Source organism: Paenibacillus mucilaginosus 3016 (genome assembly GCF_000250655.1).
Taxonomy (GTDB): Bacteria; Bacillota; Bacilli; order Paenibacillales; family NBRC-103111; genus Paenibacillus_G; species Paenibacillus_G mucilaginosus.
Genome location: NC_016935.1, coordinates 2,662,414 through 2,683,623 on the forward strand (window position 1 = coordinate 2,662,414; position 21,210 = coordinate 2,683,623).

The window sequence follows — 21,210 nt, forward strand, 5'->3', positions numbered from 1 at the left end:
AAGGGAATGGGAGAGATGATCCATGAATGCCACACCATACCTAGAAAAATACCGCTCGCAGTTTCACTTTACTCCGCCGGCGAATTGGATGAACGACCCGAACGGCATGGTCTACTGGGACGGGGAGTATCACCTGTTCTATCAATATCATCCCGGCGGTACCACCTGGGGGCCCATGCACTGGGGGCATGCGGTAAGCACGGATTTGACGCATTGGGAGCATCTGCCGATGGCCTTGAAGCCGGACCGGCACGGCCAGATCTTCTCGGGATGCGCCGTCGTGGACTGGGAGGACAGCAGCGGCTTCTTCGCCGGCAGCCCGGGTCTGGTGGCGGTCTTCACGCATGCGGACCAGCATCCGGATACGGACCGTCCAAGACAGCGTCAGAGCCTGGCCTACAGCCTCGATAAAGGAAGAACCTGGACGATGTACGATGGGAACCCTGTGCTCAGCCATGAGCAGTTGACCGATTTCCGGGATCCCAAAGTGTTCTGGTATGCTCCCAATCGGACGTGGGTCATGGTGATTGCTGCGGGGGACCGCGTGCTGTTCTATACGTCTCCCGACTTGAAGGCATGGGCGTATGCAAGCGAGTTCGGGGCGGAGGAAGGCTCGCACGACGGCGTATGGGAATGCCCGGACCTCATCGAGCTGCCTGTAGACGGACAGGCGGACCGGACCCGGTGGGTGCTGATTGTCAGCATCGGAGACCGCCCGGAGTGCCCGGAAGGCTCACGGACCCAATATTTTGTAGGCAGCTTTGACGGCAGCCGGTTCACAAGCGATGCGCAGCCTGAGGCCGTGCTGTGGCTTGATCACGGAAGGGATAATTATGCCGGTGTGACCTGGTCGGATGCGAACCGGGCGGATGGGGGCAGGCTCTTCATTGGGTGGATGAGCAACTGGAAATATGCCAACCTCACGCCGACGGACAGCTGGAGAAGCGCCATGACGCTCCCGCGGGTGATGTCCCTGAAGACCGGGCCATCCGGAGTCCGGCTGGTGCAGGAGCCGGTGAGCGGGCTTCAGAAGCTGCGCAGGGAAGAGCGTCAGTGGGAGAATGTGCCGGTGACTCCCGGTATCAATATCCTGTCGAGTGAGAAGAGCGGGACGTTTGAGATCGAGTGCGAGCTCGAGCTGGGCAGCGCCACGGAGGTGGGGCTGAAGCTCCGGCAGTCGGAGAGCGAGGAGACGGTCGTGGGGTACAACGCCTCAGCGCAGACGCTGTTCATCGACCGCACCCGGTCAGGCGAGACCGGATTTCATGCGGCCTTCGGCTGCAGGCATGAGGCTCCCCTGGAGGCGCGGGAAGGCAGGCTGAAGCTCCGCCTGTTCGTCGACCACGCTTCAGTCGAAGTCTTCGCTAACGACGGTGAATTGGTGATGACCGACCAAATCTTCCCCGATCCGGGCAGTACCGGATTGGAGCTGTACGCCCTTGGCGGAGAAGCTCGGCTGATCTCCCTCAGACTATACGAGTTGAATTCGGTCTACTCGGCTGTGACCGCCGGAATATAATTGGCATCCATACCAGAGCAAGCGGTCTATTGACCGCTTGCTTATTGGTGATGTAACAAGAACGCCCTCCTGCAGCTCTCGCGGCATATAGACGGCGTTCTTTGTTATAGCTCGCCCTTGAAGGCGGATGCCTCTCTTGGCTTCACGGAAGCGGAAGAGGGCATCCGGCAGAGCCGCTCCGAGAATACGTGTCCCCACACGGAGACGAGAATGAGAACGGCGGCGGCAAGGGCAGCCAGCAGGAGCGCCGATACATACCCGGCGAAGATGAAGAGCAGCAGCAGTGCGGCTGCGCCGGTGATATAGGGGGAGGGGACCACCCCCGCCGCCACTTTCATGAAGAGCGCATTGCCGAGCAGGAACAGCGCCGGCCCTCCCAGCATCATCGCGGCCGCTATCGGACCCGGATGCTCCAGCGGGTGGGCGAGAAGCAGTTCCCCTGCTACGGCGGTCAGGATAATGCCCGCAACCAGCAGCAGATGGGTATAGGTGTAAGCCGAACGGGCCAGTCTGCCCGGGTCGGCGGAATGGGCGATGAGATGATGTCCGGTCTTGGAGGTGGCGTCGAAGTAGATCCACCATAAGGCGACCGTGACGATAAAGGCTGCGGCAAAAGCGGCCGCCGTGGGGAGAGTCCACGCAGACTCAGCAAATGTGACGCCCATTAGCAGGATGGACTCGCCGAGAGCGATGATAATGAACAGGCCGCACCTCTCGGCCATGTGAGAGCCTTCGACGTCCCATACAGAAGTGGGCGTTCTGCCAAGCAGCGGCACCCAGAAGCCGAGAGAGGGGGCGGCATATTCCACAAGAAGCGCGACCGCCCACAGCGCAAGCCGGTACGAATCCTCTGCGAATGCTCCTGTGATCCAGAATATTCCCGATACACACATCCACAGTAAAATGCGGACAAAATTAACCCGGAGCTCCTGGAGCCCCTTGTGAATCATCCCAATGGCGAAAGCGGTCCGGCCTACTTGAAAGAGCACATACGCTGCAGCGAAATAGAGCCCCCTGGACTCGAACGCCTCGGGTATGGAAGCCGACAGGATCAGGCCCAGCAGCATCAGCCCGATGAGCATGAGACGCACCGGCAGCGTCTCGGGATTCAGCCAGTTGATCACCCAGGCCGTGAAGATCCAGACCCACCATACGGCCATCGTCAGAAGCACCAATTGCACGGCACCGTGCATCGACATCTCTTCGAGGAACGAATGGGAGAGCTGGGTGACGGCAAAGACGAAAATCAGATCAAAAAACAATTCGATAAAGGAGACTTTCCCCGAGTCGCTGTTCCCCCTGCTGCGCAGCAGGCCCGCTTGCGAAGGCCGCTTCATCATCATATTCCTCCCCGGATGCTGCAAAAAGGACAGTCTGACACTGTCCTCTTCGGAATCTACATTCAAACATCTTATTTTCCTTCATGCCCGCCGAACATGGTGTGGGCGTAGAATACGCCTGCGCCGTAAGCGCCGCTGTGCTGCAGAGCGATATCCATCACCGCGTCGTAAGTCTCTTGTCTTGCCCAGTCGCGCTGATACTCGAGAAGCACCGACTGCCACGTTACCGGAATCGCTCCGGCTTGGATCATCCGCTGAATGGACGTATTGTGAGCCTCAACCGTGGTTCCTGCGGAAGCATCGGTAACAATGTACACCTCGTAGCCTTCCTTCAGCGCGGCGATAGTCGGGAAGGCAAGACATACTTCGGTCCACAGCGCGGCAATGACAAGCTTCTTGCGGCCGGTTGCCTTCACGGCGGCTACGAAGTTTTCGTCTTCCCACGAATTCATGCTGGTCCGGTCGATGGGCTTGTATTCAGGGAACACTTCCTGAATGTGGGGGTGAATCGGACCCGAGAACGATTCAGCCGCTACGGTTGTGAGAATGATCGGAGCATGGAATACCTTCGCCGTTTTGGCCAGGCCTACCGCATTGTTGATAATGGCTTGCCGGTCCGCGCTTTGCACACCGAACAGCATCTGGGGCTGGTGGTCGATCAGAATAATCGCCGAGTTATCGCCTGTGAGCAAGTCGGTCTTGTCATTAAACATAAGTATTCTCCCTACTTTCCGGAATTTGGTTACAACAGATCTGCTGCCTTGCCTGGGGAACGGCTGTTGTATGTAACCATAGTAGGAAAACCCGCAAAAACGAGCAATCCTCATTTTCCTATACGATCTATAGAAGAAACTTATACGTTTGGAAGCAGGCGGGCGGGTCCCCTGTTCGGGCGGACACATTAGTTTTTTCTATGTATGGTATAGTCAAAGCTTTATTGATGGATGGGGAGCCGGATACTACAATTGCATGTAAATCGTCTGAATTTATTGCATAGTCGAGGGAGGGATGACATCGATGTGGGGTTCCATGCTGCTTGCTCTGGGCACCGGTCTTGTGATCGGACTTGTTTTTCAGTCGCTTCGGATTCCATCTCCCGCGCCGCCCTTCTTGGGTCTGCTGGGCCTTCTGGGTATGTTCCTGGGCCAGAATGCAGTGCCGTGGGTCAAAGCGTGGCTGAGCCATCATTCATGAGCGGCGATTACAAAAAAGACCGTTAAAGGAGATGCAAAAGGATGACTCTGGAACCAAATGCAGTAGAGGCGGATCTGTTGATCTACAATGCCAACATCGTAACCATGGATGAATCCAACCCGACAGCTACCGCTGTGGCTGTCAAAGGGGACCGGTTCCTGGCCGTGGGCAGCGACTCCGACATCATGCGCTACCAAGGACCGGCCACACGCATGGTCGACGGGAACAAGCGGCTGCTCATTCCGGGGCTGAACGATTCCCACATTCACCTGATCCGCGGAGGCCTGAACTATAACCTGGAGCTGCGGTGGGATGGCGTTCCCTCGGTTGCGGATGCCCTGCGCATGCTGAAGCAGCAGGTGGACCGTACGCCGGCCCCGCATTGGGTGCGTGTGGTAGGCGGATGGACGGAGTTCCAGTTCAAGGAGCGCCGGATGCCGACGCTGGAGGAGATCAACCGGATCGCCCCGCACACGCCGGTCTTCATTCTGAATCTGTACCGCCAGGCATTTTTGAACCAAGCGGCTCTGCGGGTCGTCGGCTATACGAAGGACAGCCCCAACCCTCCGGGCGGAGAGATTCAGCGCGACAGCAACGGCAATCCGACAGGGATGCTCATTGCCCGACCCAACGCCACCATCCTGTATGCCACTCTCGCCAAGGGACCGAGACTCTCGTACGAGGATCAGATGAACTCCACGCGGTTGTTCATGCGGGAGCTGAACCGGTTCGGGCTTACCAGCGTCATCGACGCAGGCGGCGGCTTTCAGAACTACCCGGATGACTATCAGGTCTTTGCGGAGCTGGACCGGCGCGGGGAGATCACGGTCCGCACCGCTTACAATCTGTTCACGCAGCATCCGAATCACGAGCTGGAGGATTTTCAGTCGTGGACGTCCACCACACAGCCTTATACCGGCAGTCCCTACTACCGGCATAATGGCGCCGGGGAGATGCTGGTCTACAGCGCAGCGGACTTCGAGGATTTCGTCGAGCCCCGTCCGGAGCTGCCGGCCGTCTTGGAAGACGAGCTGTATTCGGTGACGCATCACCTGGTTCAGCAACGCTGGCCGTTTCGTCTACATGCGACGTACGGCGAGTCGATCTCCCGTTTTCTCGACGTATTCGAGCGCGTGAACAAGGACGTTCCATTCAAGGACCTGCGCTGGATCCTGGATCATGCCGAAACGATTCATGAGAAGGACCTCGAACGCGTCGTCGCGCTCGGCGGTGCCATTGCCGTTCAGAACCGCATGGCCTTCCAGGGCGAATATTTCGTTGACCGGTACGGAGCGCAAGCGGCTGAAGAAGCCCCGCCGATCACCAAAATGCTGACGGCCGGATTGCATGTAGGCGTGGGGACAGATGCCACGAGGGTAGCCAGTTACAACCCGTGGGTTTCGCTGTACTGGCTCGTGACCGGCAAGACGCTGGGCGGACTCCGTCTGTATCCCGAATCGAACAGGGTGGACCGTCACCAGGCTCTCCGGATGTACACGGCAGGCAATGCCTGGTTCTCCAAGGAAGAGGACGTCAAAGGTCAGATCAAAGCGGGGCAGTATGCGGACTTGTCGTTCCTGACGGACAATTTCTTCCAGGTGGCCGAGGAAGAGATCAAGGGGATCGAATCGGTCCTGACCGTTGTAGGCGGCAGGATTGTGTACGGCACGCGCGAGTACCAGAAGCTGTCGCCGCCGGCCCCGAAGGCAAGCCCCGACTGGGCGCCGCACAACTTCTTCGGGGGCTATTACAGCGGACCCGGGTATGGAGGGGGCAGCTCGGCGGTTCAGGCCCCCGCGCACAACAAGCTGCATCACCGGGGCTGCCACCATCACCACGGCAGCGGCTTCTGCGACCTGGACTGCTTTGTGTTCTAGTGTGTACAGGTATGAACCGGAAGGAGGTGGCGTAGATGTCCGATGTGACGGTCAAAGTCATTGACAATGGTCCGCTCTGTATCACCGGCCTGGTGGACGTGGTGGATGCGGAAGGCAACCGGTTTGAAACGAAGGAAACCTTCATCCTCTGTCGATGCGGTTTATCCGGCAAAAAACCGTTCTGTGATATGACGCATAAAGGCAAGTTTGAAAGCGCGCCCCGCGCCTAGGCCCATGCAGTCATGCCGGAGTGAACGGCAGGATTCTTAGTACGGTGTACCAGTGCCTCTTGCATACGGCAGTCGTCCTTTGGGGGATGATGCCGGAAGGCAAGGGGCCTTTTCTTTGTCGGGCGGCCTGGCCTGAGGCACGCGGAACGTCAAAAAAGCACACCTCCTCACGTCCGGTGAGGAGGTGCGCCTGTGCGTGGCAATGGCTTTTCCGCGATTGGCATTACGCCAGGGCATCTTTCCCGGCAGGGGAAGCGTGGGGGGATAATCCCAAGTCCAGCTTGTCGTTCAGCCAGTCGAAGGCATAGCCGGCCACCTCTTCCCAGCCCTCCTGTGCAATAATCCAGTGGGTCCGCTCCGGGAAGGCTTTAAACTCGGTGACCGTACGGGACGATGGTCGGTACAGGCTGAAATTTTTGCGGATGGACGCTGCCGTAGTAATCCGGTCTTCTTCTCCCGCAACCAAGAGCAGCGGCCCCCGATTGGCGGGGTTGTAGTTCACGGCAGTGGGGCTCTTGGGGTCAATGGGAGACAGCGCGGTCTGAAAGAAGATTCGGCTTGTCTCCGGCACGACGTTATCGTGGTATGCCTGTTCCTGCTCCTCTCTGGACAGCAGGTGGACGAAGGCATACTGGAAGGTGCTGAAGGGCATCAGGTAGGTGGTCTTCCATGGCTTGGACAGAATGCCGAAGACGGACCTTACCGTCGTCGGATACCGTGCAGCGATGACCCCTCTTGTCGCCACGGGACTGATCGCGATGCCGGCTGAACCCAAATCCCGGTCCATCAAAATCTGCGTCAGCATGCCGCCATAAGAGTGGCCGATCAGGATCGGTTTTGACGGCAGGGATTGGATGATGTTCGTGTAGTAAGCGATAAGCTCTTCGAGCTTCAAGGTTCCCAGCCGGGAGGCGGGATGTTTCCGCAGCTCTGCCGCCTCCTTCTCATGATAAGGCCATGCCGGTGCGATGGTTTGAAATCCCCTGGCTTCAAAGTAGCTTCTCATGAGGCCCCAACTGGATGCGGTGACAAAAGCTCCATGAATGAACAGAATGACAGGTTTGTTCATCGATCATGCTCCTTTTTCAATGCATAATGATAGGGTCTTCTTCAACCTTGTTACACATGAGGAAGGTGTGCGCTTGAACGGTTTGCGCTGCTGGCCTGCCCCTTCCCGTCCAGGCGAATGAACACAGGCACCAGCATGCTTAACCCGAGCAGGGCGGTTAATACCAGGAACGCTGGGAGATGCCCCGCTGCATCTACCAGAGCGATAGAGAGGATAGGACCGAGCGACGCGCCGATGAACAGCATGAACATATGGAAGGAGACCGCAATGGCCCGCAGATCACCGGCCAGCTGGCCGATTAATGAGATTAAGGCGGGAAGGGTCACCGCGATTCCCGTGATGAATACGACGCTCATCACGATCAGGAACGGCAGGCTGGGCCAGAGTCCGAGCAGCCCGAGACCGATGCAGGCAATCAGAAGTCCGCACCACACCACGTTCTTGACCCCGATCTTCGCCACCAATCGGCCGTCGAAGAGGGAGACGAACATACCGATGATCCCGACCGCGCGCACCCACAAGATCTCCTGATGACCGAGCCCAAACAGCGGGCTGTTCAGATAGCTTCCCAGTGTCGCGAAGAATCCGACAAGGGAGATAAAGAGCGTGGCGGAGATGATATAGCACAGCGGCAGGCTTTTCTGTTGAAAGATCGCCGGAATGCGTCGAAAAGGCGAAAAAAAGCTGCCAACCGCTTTGGGGGCTCCGTCCACGGGGACCAAGCAGGCCACCAGCAGAAAGGAAATCAAGTACCCTGCCGACAGGAAGTGGAATACGTAAGGCCAGCTGAAATGCAGAACCACCGAGGAGCTGTAGAGCTGTCCCCCGATGCTGGCCATCAAGAATGCCGTGCTGATCACCCCGATGGCGCCGACTCTCTTCTCAGGCGGAAACATCTCCATGGCATACGCCAGGACCGAGGGGGGAAACATGGATGCCGCCAGCCCTTGGATGGCCCGCAGGAAGATCAGCCAGGAGAGGTCACCGGCCGTCCCGATCAGCGGAGTCACCACGGTGAGCAGAAGCAGACCGGACATCATCATTTTCTTCCGGCCGAACCGGTCGGAGAGGACCCCGAAGAAGAGACCGCCGCCGGCAAAAGCAAAGGAGAAGGCGCTTCCCGCCCAGGCAGCTTCCGAAGGGGAGACGCGGAATTCTTCGGCGAACAGCTCCACCAAGGGAATCGTCAAATAGACGGAGGATACGACCAGCAGGGAGCACCAAAATAATATGCCCGTCAGGATAGGGAACTGCGGCGGTCTGGACAAGGATTCGTTAGCCAAAATGAGCCTCCTGTTCATCCGGATATGGATTATTCCGATATAAGTACATTTATCTTAGGGGGCGGGATGACCGGGTATCAATATCCGCCTTTCTATACTTCATATAGGGATTTCCTATAGTGAATTCACCTTTATATACAAGCATAGAACCCTATGCTATTCTATGTTTTGCCAAATGACCGAAGGGAGATTTTGTATATGTACAAACCGCTGTTAGAAGTTCTGAATACCCAGATCGCCAACTGGACGCTCTTGTTCACCAAGCTTCACAATTATCATTGGTATGTGAAGGGGCCTCAATTTTTCACGCTTCACCTGAAGTTCGAGGAGCTGTATACGGAAGCGGCCCTGCACGTGGATAATCTGGCGGAGCGCCTGCTTGCGCTCGGCGGCAGCCCGGTGGCCACACTGCACGAAGTCATTCAGCTCTCTACGGTGAAAGATGCGCGTGGACAGGAGAAAGCCGAAGAAATGGTGCGTTCCGTCGTCGAGGACTTCGGCATCGTGATCGGCGAGCTGAAGGAAGGCATGAGCCTGGCTTCAGCCGAGGGAGATGAAACTACGGGGGATATGCTGCTTGCCATCCACAGCTCCCTCGAGAAGCACGTATGGATGCTGCGGTCGTTCCTCGGATAATCGGGGCGGAGCAGGGAAGATACGCCGATATGGCCAAACGGAAGCCCGGGGAAGTGGTCCCCGGGCTTCTTTGGCTGTGCGGGAGATATAGGATATTCTTATTCCTCCTATAGAGAGAAGGGGATGGTTCGCCGTTCCCTATTTGAATTAAGATGAGAGCAGTGTATCCAAACCATTCGAAACCAAAGGAGAAGGTACCTATGGCAGAACAAGTGAAGACCAAGAAGCCCGTGCTGGAAGCGGCGGCTCTGAAATTTGCACAGGATACGGCCCATCCCCCGTACCTGTATGATCTGGGGCCTGTGAAAGGGCGCGAAGTCGTAGACGAAGTTCAATCCGGGAACGTCGCGAAGCTGCCGGTCGATATCCGGGACCTCACCATTGACGGCGGTCCGACGGGACAGGTTTCGGTCAGGATTCTGCGGCCCCAGGGGGTGACGAAGAAGCTGCCGGTGATTCTGTACATCCACGGTGCGGGATGGGTCTTCGGCAATGCCCATACGCATGACCGCCTGATCCGTGAGCTTGCCGTCGGTGCCGAAGCCTGCGTCGTCTTCCCGAACTACAGCCTGTCTCCGGAGGCGAAGTACCCTACCGCGATCGAGGAGATTTATACCGTTCTGCAGTGGGCGGCGGAGAATGGAGAAGCGTACGGCCTGGATACGGAACGGCTCACGGTGGCCGGGGACAGCGTCGGAGGCAATATGACCGCGGCCATTACCCTGCTCTCCAAAGAACGCAAGGGCCCGGCCATCCGTAAGCAGCTGCTGTTCTATCCGGTGACCGATGCCGGTATCGATACCGCGTCGTATCATGAATTCGCCACCGGCTACTTCCTGCGCAGAGAGGCCATGGCGTGGTTCTGGGAGCAGTATACGACCACTCCGGCTGAAAAAGAGGAGATCTATGCATCGCCGCTTCGTGCCGGTCTGGAACAGCTGCAGGGCTTGCCGGAAGCGCTGATCATTACGGCTGAGGCGGATGTGCTTCGCGACGAGGGTGAAGCCTATGCGAACAAACTGCGTGAGGCCGGCGTACGAGTAACAGCCGCCCGGTTCCAGGGGACGATCCATGACTTTGTCATGCTCAATGCGCTCGCGGATACGGCTGCAGCCCGGGGCGCCATCGCACTGGCCAACGCTTGGCTGAAGGATTAGGGACACGAGTATACACAGGGGAGAGGTTGTCATGTCATTGCAAACGGCAGGAATACATCACATTACGGCATTTGCCAGAAACCCGCAGGAGAACGTTGATTTTTATGCGGGCGTCCTTGGGCTGCGCCTTGTGAAGAAAACGATCAACTTCGATGCGCCGGAAGTGTACCATCTGTACTTCGGCGATCAAGGGGGGAACCCCGGCACGATTATCACGTTCTTCCCTTGGCCGAATTCCCGCAGGGGCCGGATCGGGGGAGGGCAGGTCGGCATCACGACGTACGTCGTTCCCGTCGGGGCTCTTCCGTTCTGGGAGGCGCGTCTGGCCAGCTTCGGCGTTTCGGTGATGCAGGCCGAGCGATTCGAGGAGAAGTATCTCCAGTTCTATGATAATGAAGGCCTGCGGATCGAGCTGGTGGAACGCGAGGGCGGGGCGAACAACGGGTGGAGCTTCGGCGGAATCACGCCTGAGCATGCCATTAAGGGCTTCGGCGGCGCGGTGCTGTACAGTACCGAGGCGGAGCAAACCGCGTCGGTCCTTCAGGATGTGCTCGGGCTGACGAAGGTCAGCGAGGATGTCGGTTACTGGCGTTTCCAGGCCCCGGGTGAGATCGGCAATCTGATCGATCTTTCCTCCACCAATGTGGCCCGCGGGGTTGAGGGGGCGGGCACCGTTCATCATATCGCCTGGAGAGCCAAGGACTTCGAAGAACATGCGCAGTGGCAGCAGGAGGTGCTGCAGGCCGGCTATATTCCAACGGACTTGATCGACCGCCAGTACTTCCATGCCCTGTACTTCCGGGAGAGAGGAGGCATTCTCTTCGAGATTGCTACAGACCCTCCGGGATTCGCCAATGACGAGGAGGCCGATGCCCTCGGACAGAAGCTCATGCTGCCTTCCTGGTTCGAAGGGAAGCGGGAGGAGATCGAGAAGAACCTGCTGCCTGTGGAGGTCCGGGAGCTCGAGGCGTACTCCAAATGATCCATTACTTCGAGAGAGGCCGCAGCCACGAAGCTCCGGTTCTGGTGCTGTTCCATGGCACCGGCGGGACGGAACGTGATCTGATTCCTCTCGCCAGGCTGATCTCGCCGGAATCGGCCATCCTGAGCCTCCGGGGGAATGTGCTGGAGAACGGCATGCCCCGCTTCTTCAGGAGACTGGCGGAGGGCGTATTCGATGAAGCGGATCTCGTCTTTCGCACGAAGGAGGTCCAGGACTTTCTGGACCATGCGGCAGAAGAATACGCGCTCCCCAGAACCCGTTTCGTGGCGGTCGGTTATTCGAACGGCGCCAATCTGATCGGCAGCCTGCTCTTCCACGGCCGGGAGTCGTTCAGCGGCGCCATCCTGCACCACCCGATGGTTCCCCTGCGCGGCATCACGCTGCCGGATCTCTCCGGAATCCCGGTGTTCATCGGCGCGGGAAGAAACGATCCCATCAGCCCCGCCCACGAGACGGAGGAGCTGCAGTCGCTGCTGGCGGGTGCCGGGGCTGACGTATCGGTACACTGGACCTATTACGGACATGGGTTGTCCGATGGGGAGGCGTCTGCGGCGAAAGACTGGTTTGAACAGCATTTCACATCAAAGGATGGCAAGGAAAGGAGTGGCAGCATATGAGCTCGATCGCGATTTTCGGCTTCGGACGCATCGGAAGACAGTTATTGCGGGTAGCCTTACAGAACCGGCTGTTCGTCCCGTTCTCCGTCTCGGATCTCAAAGATGAAGCAACTCTCGCCGCATTGTTCGAGGTGGATACGAACTATAAGCGGTGGCATGAACCCGTAACCGGGCAGGAAGGCTCTTTCCTCATTGGCGAGCGCACCATCCGGTTCATCAATTCGGCACAGGAAGTGCCGGATTGGAAGGCCCTCGGGGTGAGCCTGGTTGTGGACTGCACGGGCAGAGCCGTCACCCGTTCCGTAGCCCAGATTCATCTGGACCGGGGCGCAGAGCGGGTGCTGGTCAGCGGCCCGAGCAAAACGCTGGAGGACTGCGATGCGGTCCTGCTGAAAGGAATCAACCTGGATCAGTTCGATCCGGAGAAGCATAAGATCATCAGCATGGCGAGCTGCACGACCAATGCATTGGCGCCTGTCGTGAAGCTGATCAAAGAGAATTATGGCATCCGGTACGGCCTGTTCTCAACGGTCCATTCTTACACGAACACCCAGTCCTTAACGGACCAGCCGATGAAGGACCGCCGGGATTCCTGGGCGGCCGCCGAGAATATCATTCCTTCTTCCTCGGGAGCGGCCAAAGCGTTGAAGTTCATCTGGAACGATCTTCAAATTACGGGGAAGGCATACCGCATTCCCACGCGTACCGGCAGCATAGCGGAGCTGAACCTGGTTACGGACCAGCCGTGCACAGCCGATGAAGTCAATGACCTGTTTCGTCAGGCGGCATCCGAAGGGGAGCTGAAGGGCGTGCTCGACGTCCTGGAGGGCGAGTGGGCCTCCTCCCGTATTGTAGGGGATTCCCATTCTTCGATTATCGATCTGCCGCTGACCCAAAAGCAGGGCGAGATCCTGTCCGTTGCCGCCTGGTACGACAATGAGTGGGGATATGCATCCCGTTTGGCAGAGGTAGCCGCTTTTCTGGCGGGTCATTAGACGGAAAGGACTGTCGCCCCTGGCGGCGATAGTCCCTTTCCAGAAGCTTGGTAAGGGTATTGACATTTATCTTCAAATCGTATATCTTTAAATCAAGACATTACTTCTCTATGAAGATGTGCCGTTCCAAAATCAAAGAATGAGGTGATGAGGATGACGATGATTCCGTTTCTGGACCGAATCAACGAGCTGAGCAGAAAGGATCGCAGCGAAGGATTGACCGCGGCCGAGAAAGCCGAACAGCAGACGCTGCGTGAGGATTATTTACGGTTGATTCGCGGTCAAGTATTAACAACCATGTTAGGCGTCTCCGTAGTGGATTCGGAGGGAAATGATGTCACCCCATCGAAGCTGACCGAAGAGAAGTCACGTCTGACCCATGAATAATCATACGATAACGATGGGCCGTGCAGAGCGCGGCCTTTTTCCATATTCGCTGCGCATCCATCCTGGTGTTGATTGTTGAACCTGGGCTCCGCGTTACTGGTCAGCCGGTTCGCGGAGCCCAAACCTGCCCGTGAGATCAAACAGCCCTTCGATCCAAACGCCGGTGCACTATCTTCAGGAAATCACCAGGAAGGAATAGCGTGCAGCCCCCGGGTTGAATGCACTCTCATCCGCCGGGGCGGTTCAGCTTCCGGTAAGCGCGGGGGGAGAGGCCGGACAGCTTCTTGAACATCTTGCCGAAGTGCGAGAAGTTGTCGAAGCCGCAGTGCTCCGACACCCGGGTGATGCTCCAGTCCGTTTCGGCAAGAAGCCGCTCTGCCTCCTTGATCCGCGTGATATTCACGTACTCGGTGAACCCGAAGCCGGTGACCTCCTTGAACACACGGCTCAGATGGCTCTTGCTGATATAAAACTGCCTGGCCACCGTGTCCAGCTGCAGACTTTCCCCGTAATGCTGATTGAGGTGCCGGACGATGTCCGTAACTTTCCGCTGGACCGGGGAGAGTTCATCCGCCGGCCCGGACGACTCCTGCTTCCGGAGGCGGCGTGCGGCGAACAGCAGAAGCTCTGCAGCCATGTTCCGGATATGAAGCGTATAGCCCGGGGGGCGTTCGCTCAGCTCGGCCAGCAGGGAGCCGAGGAGTGTCTCCACGTGCCTGCGTTCCTGGAGATTCAGCCGCACCAGCGGCTGCACAGGGCCGAAGGGGGACAGGAGAAGCTCCTTCTCTTCCCGGGGGAAGCCGCCGAAGAAGGAAGGGGCGAAGTGGAGCACAATCCGTTCATGATCCGGCTCGCTGCGCTCGGACGTCTTGTGAACCGCATAGGAATCGATGAGCATCAGGTCGCCGGAACGGATGTGATAGACGGAATCTTTGAGAAAAAAGTTCCGTTCCCCGCGAAACAGGTAATAGATTTCATACTCGATATGATAGTGGTTGTTGACCATCTCATAAGGACCGATTCTCCGGTCAAAATCGATCCACAGGGGATCGTTCCTCGTGCCGAAGCGAAGCATGCCGGGAAGGGACTGGACAAGCATGGAAGGCTCCTTTCCCCATCTTGGGACTTGGTAACCCGATGATAGCAAAATAAGCGGGGTTTATTCAAGGATTGCGAGAATTGGCGGAGAAATTCCTCTTCTGTTTTGGTATTTTAAGAGCAAGTAAGGATATAAAGCAAGAATCCGGCCGGAATCACCATCCGGCCAAGCGGCAACCATCCGGCTGCCCGGGCCTCTCCCCGGTCCGGGTGGTTGTTGTTCTGAAGGGGGGAGGCAGGGTGCCGGATATCCTTCGATTCGATTTGGGCCGGCAGGGAAAGCGGTGGAGGGCTATATCAAGGTGACCGCTGCGGATGCGTATGATGCGGAGCGGGGATATGGCTTCACGGATTGCAGTCTTGTTACCGGGAGAGTCCGGGAGGGGATGCACGGGCTGGAAGCGGATTTCTGCATTCCCCTGGGCACCTCCTTCGTGGTCGATGTTCCCGGCGGCACCTACCTGGTGTCCATCCTGCTCGGCGATGCGGCGGTCCCGACCTGTACCACACTGAGAACGAACGGGGAGCGGCTCGTTCTGTACATGCGCTGTACGGCGGCAGGGCAGTTCGTACGGGAGACGTTCACTGTGGACGTATGGGGGGAGCCGCTGAAGCTGATCTTCAGCGGCATTACTCCCCGCGTCAACGCCGTCGACATCACGCGCTCCTCCTGACCGGGGCGGTGCATGCAATTGATCGATAGACGAAAGGAATGTTGGGATATGAGTCAACAGTCAAATGAAGCATTGCGCTTGAAAGGAAGGGTGCGCATCGGAGTTCCCGGCACCTATCCTTCCCCGGTTGCCCATGCGATCCGGATGCTCGCCAGAGACCTCGAAGCCGTGCTGGGCGCCGAGCCCGAGCTGGTTGCGGAGGAAGAAGCGGCGGAGCTCCGGATCCGTTTGGCGGCGGAAGAAGACCGCTGTCCGGAGCGTCCGGAGGCGTTCGGCTTTCGCAGCCATATGGCGGGCGGCCGTCCGCGGATGGATATCGTGGGCCGGGACGAGCTGGGGCTTGTGTACGGGATTCTGGAATTCAGCAGGCTCCACCTGGGCATCCAGCCGTTCTGGTTCTGGGCGGATCAGTCGATTGCGGAGCGCCCGGAGATCGTGATTCCGCCTCAGGATTACGACGCTCCCGCCCCGAAGGTCCGTTACCGCGGCTGGTTCGTCAACGACGAAGTATGCCTGATCGGCTGGAAGGAGCCATACCCGCCTTCGAGGGAGGTCTGGGAGCCCGTATTTGAAGCCCTGCTGCGCTGCGGAGGCAACATGGTCATTCCCGGAACGGACCTGCCAAGGGACGGCATCCATTACAAGCTTGCCGCCGAGATGGGCCTCTGGGTGACCCATCACCACGCCGAGCCGCTGGGCGCCGAGATGTTCCTGCGCGCCTATCCGGGAAGAACGGCCAGCTATCAGGAGGCGCCTGAGCTGTTCGAAGCCTTGTGGCAGGAAGCCATTGAAGAGCAGAAGGACATGAAGGTGCTGTGGGTGCTGTCCTTCCGCGGACAGGGAGACAAGCCGTTCTGGATCGATGACCCCGCCTTCGACACGTCGGAGAAGCGGGGAGCGATGATCAGCAGGGTGATCCGGAAGCAGTATGACATGATCGCAAGCGCCGTCCGCAATCCGGTGTACTGCGCAGCCTTGTATGGCGAGATCGCCGAATTGTATAAGGGCGGCTATGTTGATCTGCCCGAGGACGTGATCAAGGTGTGGGCCGACAACGGCTACGGCCGGATGGTCTCCCGCAGGCACGGCAATCAGAACTTCCGCGTGCCGGCCCTTCCGGCGGCCGATGACGGCGGCAAGCATGGCTTGTATTACCATGTGACGTTCCATGACCTGCAGGCTTCGAATCATCTGACGATGTTCCCGGGGCCGGCGTCCTTCCTGAAGCGGGAGATCGAGTCGGCGTTCGAGGCCGGAGCCGACGAGTATCTGCTGCTCAACTGCGGCAACATCCGGCCCCATGTCTATACGCTGGATGTTCTTCGCGAGCTTTGGAATGCCGGGACGATCGACGTGAACGGGCATCTGGGGCAGTTCGTCAGGGACTATTATTCGTCACATCATGATGAGCTGGCGGCCCTGTACCAAAGCTACGCGGAAGCGGCCCTTCCGTACGGACCGCATGAGGATGACCTGGCCGGAGACGAATATTACCACCATCCGGCGAGGAAGATCATCGGCCACTGGCTGCAGGGCAAGGGCGACGAGCCGCACCCGAGATTGGCCTGGGCGGTCGGGGACGTGCCCTTCGAAGAGCAGGTGAAGGGCTTCGAAGCGCGGCTCGAGCAGGGCATGGGGCGATGGAAGGCATGGCTTGAGCGCTGCAGCGAAGTGCTGGCGCAGCTGGGACCGGACGAACGGCGCAGAGCCGCCGATCAGCTGATGTTCCACGGCGCGCTGCATCTCTCCGGCTGCGAAGGCTTCTACTGGCTGTGCCGCTCGTACAGAGAGTACCGCCGGGAGCGCTGCCCGCAGGCGTTCGTCTTCGCCTCGGAATCGATGTGGGCGTATCAGAAGGGGCTCGACGTATTAAGAGACGCCGAGCATGGGAAGTGGGACCGCTTCTACCGGGCAGACTGGCTGACGAATATCGAGAGCACCGTTCAGAACGTCGATACCCTGAGACGGTTTCTGCGCATGCACGGCGACAGCCCGGACTTCTTCCTGTGGTACAAGGAGTATCTCATGCCGGTAACGGAGAAATATATTTATTTGGAGAACACGCACCGCAATCCGCTTTCTGACGACGAGCTTGCCGGGAGGCTGAAGGAGTACTTTCAGCAGGAAGGGATGCTGTAACGGGGGCGGCCTGGAGCGTATGGCGGGTCCCCGAGGCTTGGCGGGGATTCAGTAGAAGAGACACGGAAGGCCGTCTTCCGGTTAGAACCGGGAGACGGTCTTCTTCATGTTCATGCGTTAATTAACCGCCTGAGCGAGTGCACGGCGAAATGTGGTGCGCGCCTTCATATTAAACATAAGGACGTTTTAGTGTATACTGTAAAAAAACGTACAATGGAGGTAACATTGGGGTTGAAAACATTAGAGGTGAAACGGTCGGAACAAGATAGTAATCAATGGATGTAAAGACATCAGGGGAAGTCATCTTGATGTCTTATTTTGTGCTGGATCAGTTTACTAAGAAAGAAGTGAGAAGTTTGCCCCTTGATGCATTTACTAAGAGAAGAATAGAAAAAATCATGGAAGCCTACATAGAATCCAAAGTTCCCGAAAATATAAGAATCCAAATAAGAATGAATTATAAGATTAGAGGTAATAACGTCACACTTATTGAAGAGAGACCAGCTTTTCGAAGTGATCATTGGGTGCAGCATGATATTGCACAATTTCGATTGGAAGATACGAAGTGGAAGGTCTATTGGAGAGATAGTAAGAATAAATGGCATTTTGTGGATGACATTATTCCCAGTGATGATTTCGAAAAGCAATTGGAAATTGTCGACAATGACAACAGAGGCCTCTTCTGGGGCTGATGCTAAGGGTATTCACGGCCTTGGGCTATATCGTTAACGCAGCCATGTCAGCCGGAATCATGTCCATCGTAAACAGGCCGTCTGAGCTCATTTGGAGTGCAGGCGGCCTGTTTTGAACACTTTTAGAACGGGGCGTGTTACTAATTCCAGCTAATATACCTTCGCTCTGTCTGTACTTCAGCGGCGTCAGCCTACAAAGGGGTACTAAGCGAAATTAGTACTTTTCGGGGAGCAGGCACTCCACGATAATGGACATACCAAATCCAAACACAGAAGGAACGAATGCAGCATGAATCAGATGGTTTATCCCGCACCCGCCCGTTTGAGGCTCCTGGCCGCAGGCATCAACCTGCTGCCTTGTATCCTCATCACTATGTATCTATCGGCGGACCGGAACACGCCGGTCACCGTCACGGATTTTGTCGTGGTGATGGCCTTGATCGGATATCCGGCTGTGCAGCTGGTCCTGTATTTGACAAAGGGGCAGAGTATCGGCAAGCGGGTGCTCGGATTGAGTGTGTACGCAGATCATCATGGCTCCGCTCCGTTCTGGAGACTGCTGGTCCGCTTGCTGACGGGCCTCCTGCTAACCCCGTTTCTTTTATTTTACCCGGGTCTCCTGTTCCCGAGGAACCGCAAAGGTGCGCATGATTATTTGTCGGGTACATACGTAGGGACCCTGAAGGCACCCGGGAAGATCAGTCATGAGGCGAAGAAGCGCTTGGCTCTGGCCCTCGACATTACCTTGCCGCTTGGTATTGCACTTGCCTTTTTTCTGTTTTATTGGGCGGGGATCCTGCTGTACTTGGCAGCCAGTATCCTCACGATAGGCTATCTTTTCCTGTACATCGATGATTTTGCCCTGGTTCTGGAGTGGGCTGCATGGATTCTAGGAGGAGCTGCCATGCTGTTCTATGGAGGGGCTCAAGTCTATCTGGTGAGAAAGAAACAGACTACGCTGGGAAAGAAGCTCCTCCTTGGAAGAGATTTTTCTCCATAATTCGATCCGTTTCGCTCTATTTATACATTATTTTCCACCCATTTGGCTGGTTGTACCTATTTCTTTCTGTGGAAATGTAAGGCAGAATGTGATATTGAACCATGATTAATTAATACATAACAAAGGTTGGGACATCATTGAAGAAAACAACAGTCGTATCCATCGCACTGCTCACAGCGGCCCTGCTGTCGGCCTGCGGCACAAGCAAACCGCCGGAGGGGGAGAAGGAGGCCGCACAAACGGAATCCAAGACGTCGGCAGCCTCTTCGTCCAAGGAAGCTTCAACGCCTCAGGACACCCCGAAGTCCGCGGGGGCTTCGTCCGGAAGCGGAGAGGTGCTCAATCCGAACATCGCGGTGGAATCCGAAGGAAACGTGGAAGTGGTGTATACGAATAAGGCGCCGGGTTACACGCACAATATGAACGGATTCAAGGTTTCCGTCGATGAATACCAGATCGTGAAGGTAACCGGCATGAATAAAAGAGTGGCTTCGATCCCGTTCCAGGACCAGACGGACGGCTATGTCGTCACGGCGAAAGTCACCATCGATAACGCTGCGGGCAAGGCGATGTACTATAACAATATGTACCGCATCCAGCTCAGCAAGGCTACCGATTATATCCCGAATGACGGCAGCGCGACCTTCGTCCGCAAGGAAGACCGACTGAAGTCCAAGCAGGAAACCGAGACTTCGAAATTCGCCGCCGGCGAGAAGGTGACGGGGCTTCTGTCGTTTACGCTGACCAATGAGCAGTTCGAATCCCTGAAGACCGTGAAGCCCAAGTTCGTGATCGAGGACGGCGCGGCAGACAACAGCGAGGCGAAGGACAGCTTCAAGGGGAATGCGGTGTTCGATTTCTTCTACAGCGAAGAACAGAAGAAGCAGGTGGAGAGCGAGCCCAAATTCTATCCTGACCGCCTGACGACCGATAATATGGCGGACAAGAAGATGATCTTCGAGAAGACGGGGATCGGGGAAACGAAGCAGATCGGCGATCTGAAGGTCACGCTGGACGGCGTGCAGTATGCCGAAATCGTGCCGACGGCAGCCAATCAGGCGAGGTTCAAAAACTTCGGGGAGAACGGCATCGTGGCGGTAACCGTGAAGCTGCTGCTCGACAACCAGTCGGACAAGACGGTAAGCCTGTCCTTGACCTCCTCCAAGCTCCGTGTGGATCAGGACCGCGGCACGGCCTTATCCGAGGGCATGGTGGAGCCGAACCATCCGCGTGAGCTTGCACCGGGCAGCCAAGGAGAGAAGTATCATGTCTTCTTGTTCCGAAAGGATGAGTTCGGACTCTTCAAATCCTTCCAGATGGAATTCGGTCCGGTCGTGGATGCGGACGCGAAGAGACTGTTCAAGGAAGAAACGGCGACGTTTACACTCCCGAGATAACGGACAGGCATCCGCTCTGCTGTTCAGTGCAGTCAAGAAAAGGCAGCTCTCCCGCTTGGGGAAGCTGCCTTTTGTATCATAATCAACCGCAAGCTCTTGCGCCCGTTCACCGGGGCTCTGACATCATCTTAGAGGGTGTACGATTCGCCGTCATCCGGCACATAAACCGAAGAAGAGATTCCTTTTTCCTGAAGGAAGCTTCGTAATTCTTCTCTGGATAAGGTCCAATGATTGACGGCTTCCATATGGCTGGATATGATTTTTGCGTCAGGAGCCGCCAGGAACACTTCATATATATCCTCTTTGCCCATCACAAGGGAACCGAGTCCAAGCAGCTGGTTATCCCCGCCGTTGACCACGATGATGTCCGGCTTGTGGGTTTCGAGGACTTCCCGGACGCCTTCATACCAGACGGTATCTCCGGCGATATATAACGTTTTCTCGCCCGGATGCCTGAAGACCACGCCGGATACTTGGCCGAGAAGCTTCAGCACTTCTTCTCCCCGTCCGTGCTCTCCCTTGGTTTTAGTGAGCCTGATCTCCTCAAAGACGGTATCCGCCCCCAGTACCTCGACGTTTTGGAAACCGGCTTTTCTCACTTCCGCCGCATCTACTTCATTTTGCACAAACATTTTGATATCCTTAGGCAGGGCCTCTTTGGCAGCATCGTCAAAGTGATCCATATGCAGATGGGTTACAATCACGGCATCGGCCCGGATCAGATCATCGAGCGAAACCGGCAGGCTGACCAGAGGATTGCGTTGATCCTGTCTTACCGAGTTAGGGATAGGAGGGTAGGCTCCTTTTTCCGCCAAATACGGGTCAATCAAAAATGTCTTACCTGCATATTCAACGACTAACGTTGCATTCCTTATTTGAGTTACTTTCATATCGTCAGCTCCT

21 protein-coding genes are annotated in these 21,210 nt (G+C 56.9%); 15 read left to right on the forward strand and 6 right to left on the reverse strand.

Annotation, left to right across the window (positions count from 1 at the left end):
- Nucleotides 1-22 precede the first annotated feature (22 nt).
- Nucleotides 23-1,519, forward strand: a complete 1,497-nt coding sequence (locus PM3016_RS11575) for a glycoside hydrolase family 32 protein (RefSeq protein ID WP_013915737.1) — start codon at nucleotides 23-25, stop codon at nucleotides 1,517-1,519.
- 104 nt (nucleotides 1,520-1,623) lie between these two features.
- Here PM3016_RS11575 and PM3016_RS11580 read toward each other — a convergent pair whose 3' ends face one another.
- Entirely contained in the window at nucleotides 1,624-2,862 is a 1,239-nt protein-coding gene (locus tag PM3016_RS11580) for a low temperature requirement protein A (RefSeq protein ID WP_236628665.1), read from the reverse strand.
- Nucleotides 2,863-2,930: 68 nt separating this feature from the next.
- The gene (locus PM3016_RS11585) at nucleotides 2,931-3,572 is read right to left on the reverse strand and encodes a hydrolase (RefSeq protein WP_013915739.1); all 642 of its coding nucleotides are present in this window, start codon (nucleotides 3,570-3,572) and stop codon (nucleotides 2,931-2,933) included.
- Nucleotides 3,573-3,876: 304 nt separating this feature from the next.
- Between PM3016_RS11585 and PM3016_RS37300 the strand changes: the two genes are divergently transcribed.
- From PM3016_RS37300 to PM3016_RS11595, 3 genes are read left to right on the forward strand one after another with little or no spacing between them, the layout of a single operon-like run.
- Entirely contained in the window at nucleotides 3,877-4,053 is a 177-nt protein-coding gene (locus tag PM3016_RS37300) for a DUF1427 family protein (RefSeq protein WP_014369587.1), read from the forward strand.
- Nucleotides 4,054-4,094: 41 nt separating this feature from the next.
- Complete coding sequence (locus PM3016_RS11590; RefSeq protein WP_014369588.1) at nucleotides 4,095-5,930, forward strand: amidohydrolase; 1,836 nt, start codon at nucleotides 4,095-4,097, stop codon at nucleotides 5,928-5,930.
- 35 nt (nucleotides 5,931-5,965) lie between these two features.
- Nucleotides 5,966-6,160: a CDGSH iron-sulfur domain-containing protein gene (locus PM3016_RS11595; RefSeq protein WP_014369589.1), complete on the forward strand. Its 195-nt coding sequence runs from the start codon at nucleotides 5,966-5,968 to the stop codon at nucleotides 6,158-6,160.
- Between the two features lie 223 nt (nucleotides 6,161-6,383).
- Here PM3016_RS11595 and PM3016_RS11600 read toward each other — a convergent pair whose 3' ends face one another.
- Together PM3016_RS11600 and PM3016_RS11605 are read right to left on the reverse strand one after the other, a co-directional pair.
- Nucleotides 6,384-7,229 carry an alpha/beta hydrolase gene (locus tag PM3016_RS11600; RefSeq protein ID WP_014369590.1) on the reverse strand — a complete coding sequence of 282 codons (846 nt, stop codon included), beginning with the start codon at nucleotides 7,227-7,229 and terminating at the stop codon, nucleotides 6,384-6,386.
- A gap of 50 nt (nucleotides 7,230-7,279) precedes the next feature.
- Nucleotides 7,280-8,512, reverse strand: a complete 1,233-nt coding sequence (locus PM3016_RS11605) for an MFS transporter (protein ID WP_014369591.1) — start codon at nucleotides 8,510-8,512, stop codon at nucleotides 7,280-7,282.
- A 198-nt stretch (nucleotides 8,513-8,710) separates the two neighbouring features.
- Between PM3016_RS11605 and PM3016_RS11610 the strand changes: the two genes are divergently transcribed.
- The 6 genes from PM3016_RS11610 (at nucleotide 8,711) to PM3016_RS11635 (ending at nucleotide 13,307) form a co-directional block, all read left to right on the forward strand.
- Complete coding sequence (locus PM3016_RS11610; protein WP_014369592.1) at nucleotides 8,711-9,148, forward strand: Dps family protein; 438 nt, start codon at nucleotides 8,711-8,713, stop codon at nucleotides 9,146-9,148.
- 200 nt (nucleotides 9,149-9,348) lie between these two features.
- Entirely contained in the window at nucleotides 9,349-10,305 is a 957-nt protein-coding gene (locus PM3016_RS11615) for an alpha/beta hydrolase (protein ID WP_014369593.1), read from the forward strand.
- Between the two features lie 31 nt (nucleotides 10,306-10,336).
- Nucleotides 10,337-11,287 carry a ring-cleaving dioxygenase gene (locus PM3016_RS11620; RefSeq protein ID WP_014369594.1) on the forward strand — a complete coding sequence of 317 codons (951 nt, stop codon included), beginning with the start codon at nucleotides 10,337-10,339 and terminating at the stop codon, nucleotides 11,285-11,287.
- Nucleotides 11,284-11,925, forward strand: a complete 642-nt coding sequence (locus PM3016_RS11625) for an alpha/beta hydrolase (protein WP_014369595.1) — start codon at nucleotides 11,284-11,286, stop codon at nucleotides 11,923-11,925. Before PM3016_RS11620 ends, PM3016_RS11625 begins: the two co-directional genes overlap by 4 nt.
- A complete protein-coding gene (locus tag PM3016_RS11630; RefSeq protein WP_014369596.1) occupies nucleotides 11,922-12,920 on the forward strand; it encodes a type I glyceraldehyde-3-phosphate dehydrogenase in 999 nt (332 codons plus the stop codon). The genes PM3016_RS11625 and PM3016_RS11630 overlap by 4 nt, the downstream gene beginning before the upstream one ends.
- Before the next feature lie 159 nt (nucleotides 12,921-13,079).
- Nucleotides 13,080-13,307: a DUF896 domain-containing protein gene (locus PM3016_RS11635; RefSeq protein ID WP_187298031.1), complete on the forward strand. Its 228-nt coding sequence runs from the start codon at nucleotides 13,080-13,082 to the stop codon at nucleotides 13,305-13,307.
- Nucleotides 13,308-13,533: 226 nt separating this feature from the next.
- Here PM3016_RS11635 and PM3016_RS11640 read toward each other — a convergent pair whose 3' ends face one another.
- On the reverse strand, nucleotides 13,534-14,406 hold the full coding sequence (locus PM3016_RS11640) for a helix-turn-helix domain-containing protein (protein ID WP_014369598.1): 873 nt from the start codon (nucleotides 14,404-14,406) through the stop codon (nucleotides 13,534-13,536).
- Nucleotides 14,407-14,689: 283 nt separating this feature from the next.
- Here PM3016_RS11640 and PM3016_RS11645 point away from each other — a divergent pair, with 283 nt between their 5' ends.
- The 5 genes from PM3016_RS11645 (at nucleotide 14,690) to PM3016_RS11665 (ending at nucleotide 20,307) form a co-directional block, all read left to right on the forward strand.
- Entirely contained in the window at nucleotides 14,690-15,079 is a 390-nt protein-coding gene (locus PM3016_RS11645; RefSeq protein ID WP_014369599.1) for a hypothetical protein, read from the forward strand.
- A 48-nt stretch (nucleotides 15,080-15,127) separates the two neighbouring features.
- Nucleotides 15,128-17,218: a glycosyl hydrolase 115 family protein gene (locus PM3016_RS11650; protein ID WP_014369600.1), complete on the forward strand. Its 2,091-nt coding sequence runs from the start codon at nucleotides 15,128-15,130 to the stop codon at nucleotides 17,216-17,218.
- Between the two features lie 308 nt (nucleotides 17,219-17,526).
- A complete protein-coding gene (locus tag PM3016_RS11655; protein WP_013915755.1) occupies nucleotides 17,527-17,910 on the forward strand; it encodes a DUF3024 domain-containing protein in 384 nt (127 codons plus the stop codon).
- Nucleotides 17,911-18,199: 289 nt separating this feature from the next.
- On the forward strand, nucleotides 18,200-18,910 hold the full coding sequence (locus PM3016_RS11660) for an RDD family protein (protein WP_014369601.1): 711 nt from the start codon (nucleotides 18,200-18,202) through the stop codon (nucleotides 18,908-18,910).
- A 137-nt stretch (nucleotides 18,911-19,047) separates the two neighbouring features.
- Entirely contained in the window at nucleotides 19,048-20,307 is a 1,260-nt protein-coding gene (locus tag PM3016_RS11665) for a DUF5068 domain-containing protein (protein ID WP_014369602.1), read from the forward strand.
- A 128-nt stretch (nucleotides 20,308-20,435) separates the two neighbouring features.
- Here PM3016_RS11665 and PM3016_RS11670 read toward each other — a convergent pair whose 3' ends face one another.
- Complete coding sequence (locus PM3016_RS11670) at nucleotides 20,436-21,197, reverse strand: MBL fold metallo-hydrolase (RefSeq protein ID WP_014369603.1); 762 nt, start codon at nucleotides 21,195-21,197, stop codon at nucleotides 20,436-20,438.
- Between the last annotated feature and the right edge of the window lie 13 nt (nucleotides 21,198-21,210).

Bases quoted from the DNA above. Each gene is read 5' to 3' on its own strand.
- PM3016_RS11580 (WP_236628665.1), bottom strand. From the start codon at position 2,862: ATGATGATGAAGCGGCCTTCGCAAGCGGGCCTGCTGCGCAGCAGGGGG.
- PM3016_RS11615 (WP_014369593.1), top strand. From the start codon at position 9,349: ATGGCAGAACAAGTGAAGACCAAGAAGCCCGTGCTGGAAGCGGCGGCT.
- PM3016_RS11620 (WP_014369594.1), top strand. From the start codon at position 10,337: ATGTCATTGCAAACGGCAGGAATACATCACATTACGGCATTTGCCAGA.
- PM3016_RS11635 (WP_187298031.1), top strand. From the start codon at position 13,080: ATGATTCCGTTTCTGGACCGAATCAACGAGCTGAGCAGAAAGGATCGC.
- PM3016_RS11650 (WP_014369600.1), top strand. From the start codon at position 15,128: ATGAGTCAACAGTCAAATGAAGCATTGCGCTTGAAAGGAAGGGTGCGC.
- PM3016_RS11660 (WP_014369601.1), top strand. From the start codon at position 18,200: ATGAATCAGATGGTTTATCCCGCACCCGCCCGTTTGAGGCTCCTGGCC.
- PM3016_RS11630 (WP_014369596.1), top strand. From the start codon at position 11,922: ATGAGCTCGATCGCGATTTTCGGCTTCGGACGCATCGGAAGACAGTTA.
- PM3016_RS11590 (WP_014369588.1), top strand. From the start codon at position 4,095: ATGACTCTGGAACCAAATGCAGTAGAGGCGGATCTGTTGATCTACAAT.
- PM3016_RS11625 (WP_014369595.1), top strand. From the start codon at position 11,284: ATGATCCATTACTTCGAGAGAGGCCGCAGCCACGAAGCTCCGGTTCTG.
- PM3016_RS11575 (WP_013915737.1), top strand. From the start codon at position 23: ATGAATGCCACACCATACCTAGAAAAATACCGCTCGCAGTTTCACTTT.
- PM3016_RS11640 (WP_014369598.1), bottom strand. From the start codon at position 14,406: ATGCTTGTCCAGTCCCTTCCCGGCATGCTTCGCTTCGGCACGAGGAAC.
- PM3016_RS11600 (WP_014369590.1), bottom strand. From the start codon at position 7,229: ATGAACAAACCTGTCATTCTGTTCATTCATGGAGCTTTTGTCACCGCA.
- PM3016_RS37300 (WP_014369587.1), top strand. From the start codon at position 3,877: ATGTGGGGTTCCATGCTGCTTGCTCTGGGCACCGGTCTTGTGATCGGA.
- PM3016_RS11585 (WP_013915739.1), bottom strand. From the start codon at position 3,572: ATGTTTAATGACAAGACCGACTTGCTCACAGGCGATAACTCGGCGATT.
- PM3016_RS11670 (WP_014369603.1), bottom strand. From the start codon at position 21,197: ATGAAAGTAACTCAAATAAGGAATGCAACGTTAGTCGTTGAATATGCA.
- PM3016_RS11595 (WP_014369589.1), top strand. From the start codon at position 5,966: ATGTCCGATGTGACGGTCAAAGTCATTGACAATGGTCCGCTCTGTATC.
- PM3016_RS11610 (WP_014369592.1), top strand. From the start codon at position 8,711: ATGTACAAACCGCTGTTAGAAGTTCTGAATACCCAGATCGCCAACTGG.
- PM3016_RS11655 (WP_013915755.1), top strand. From the start codon at position 17,527: ATGTCTTATTTTGTGCTGGATCAGTTTACTAAGAAAGAAGTGAGAAGT.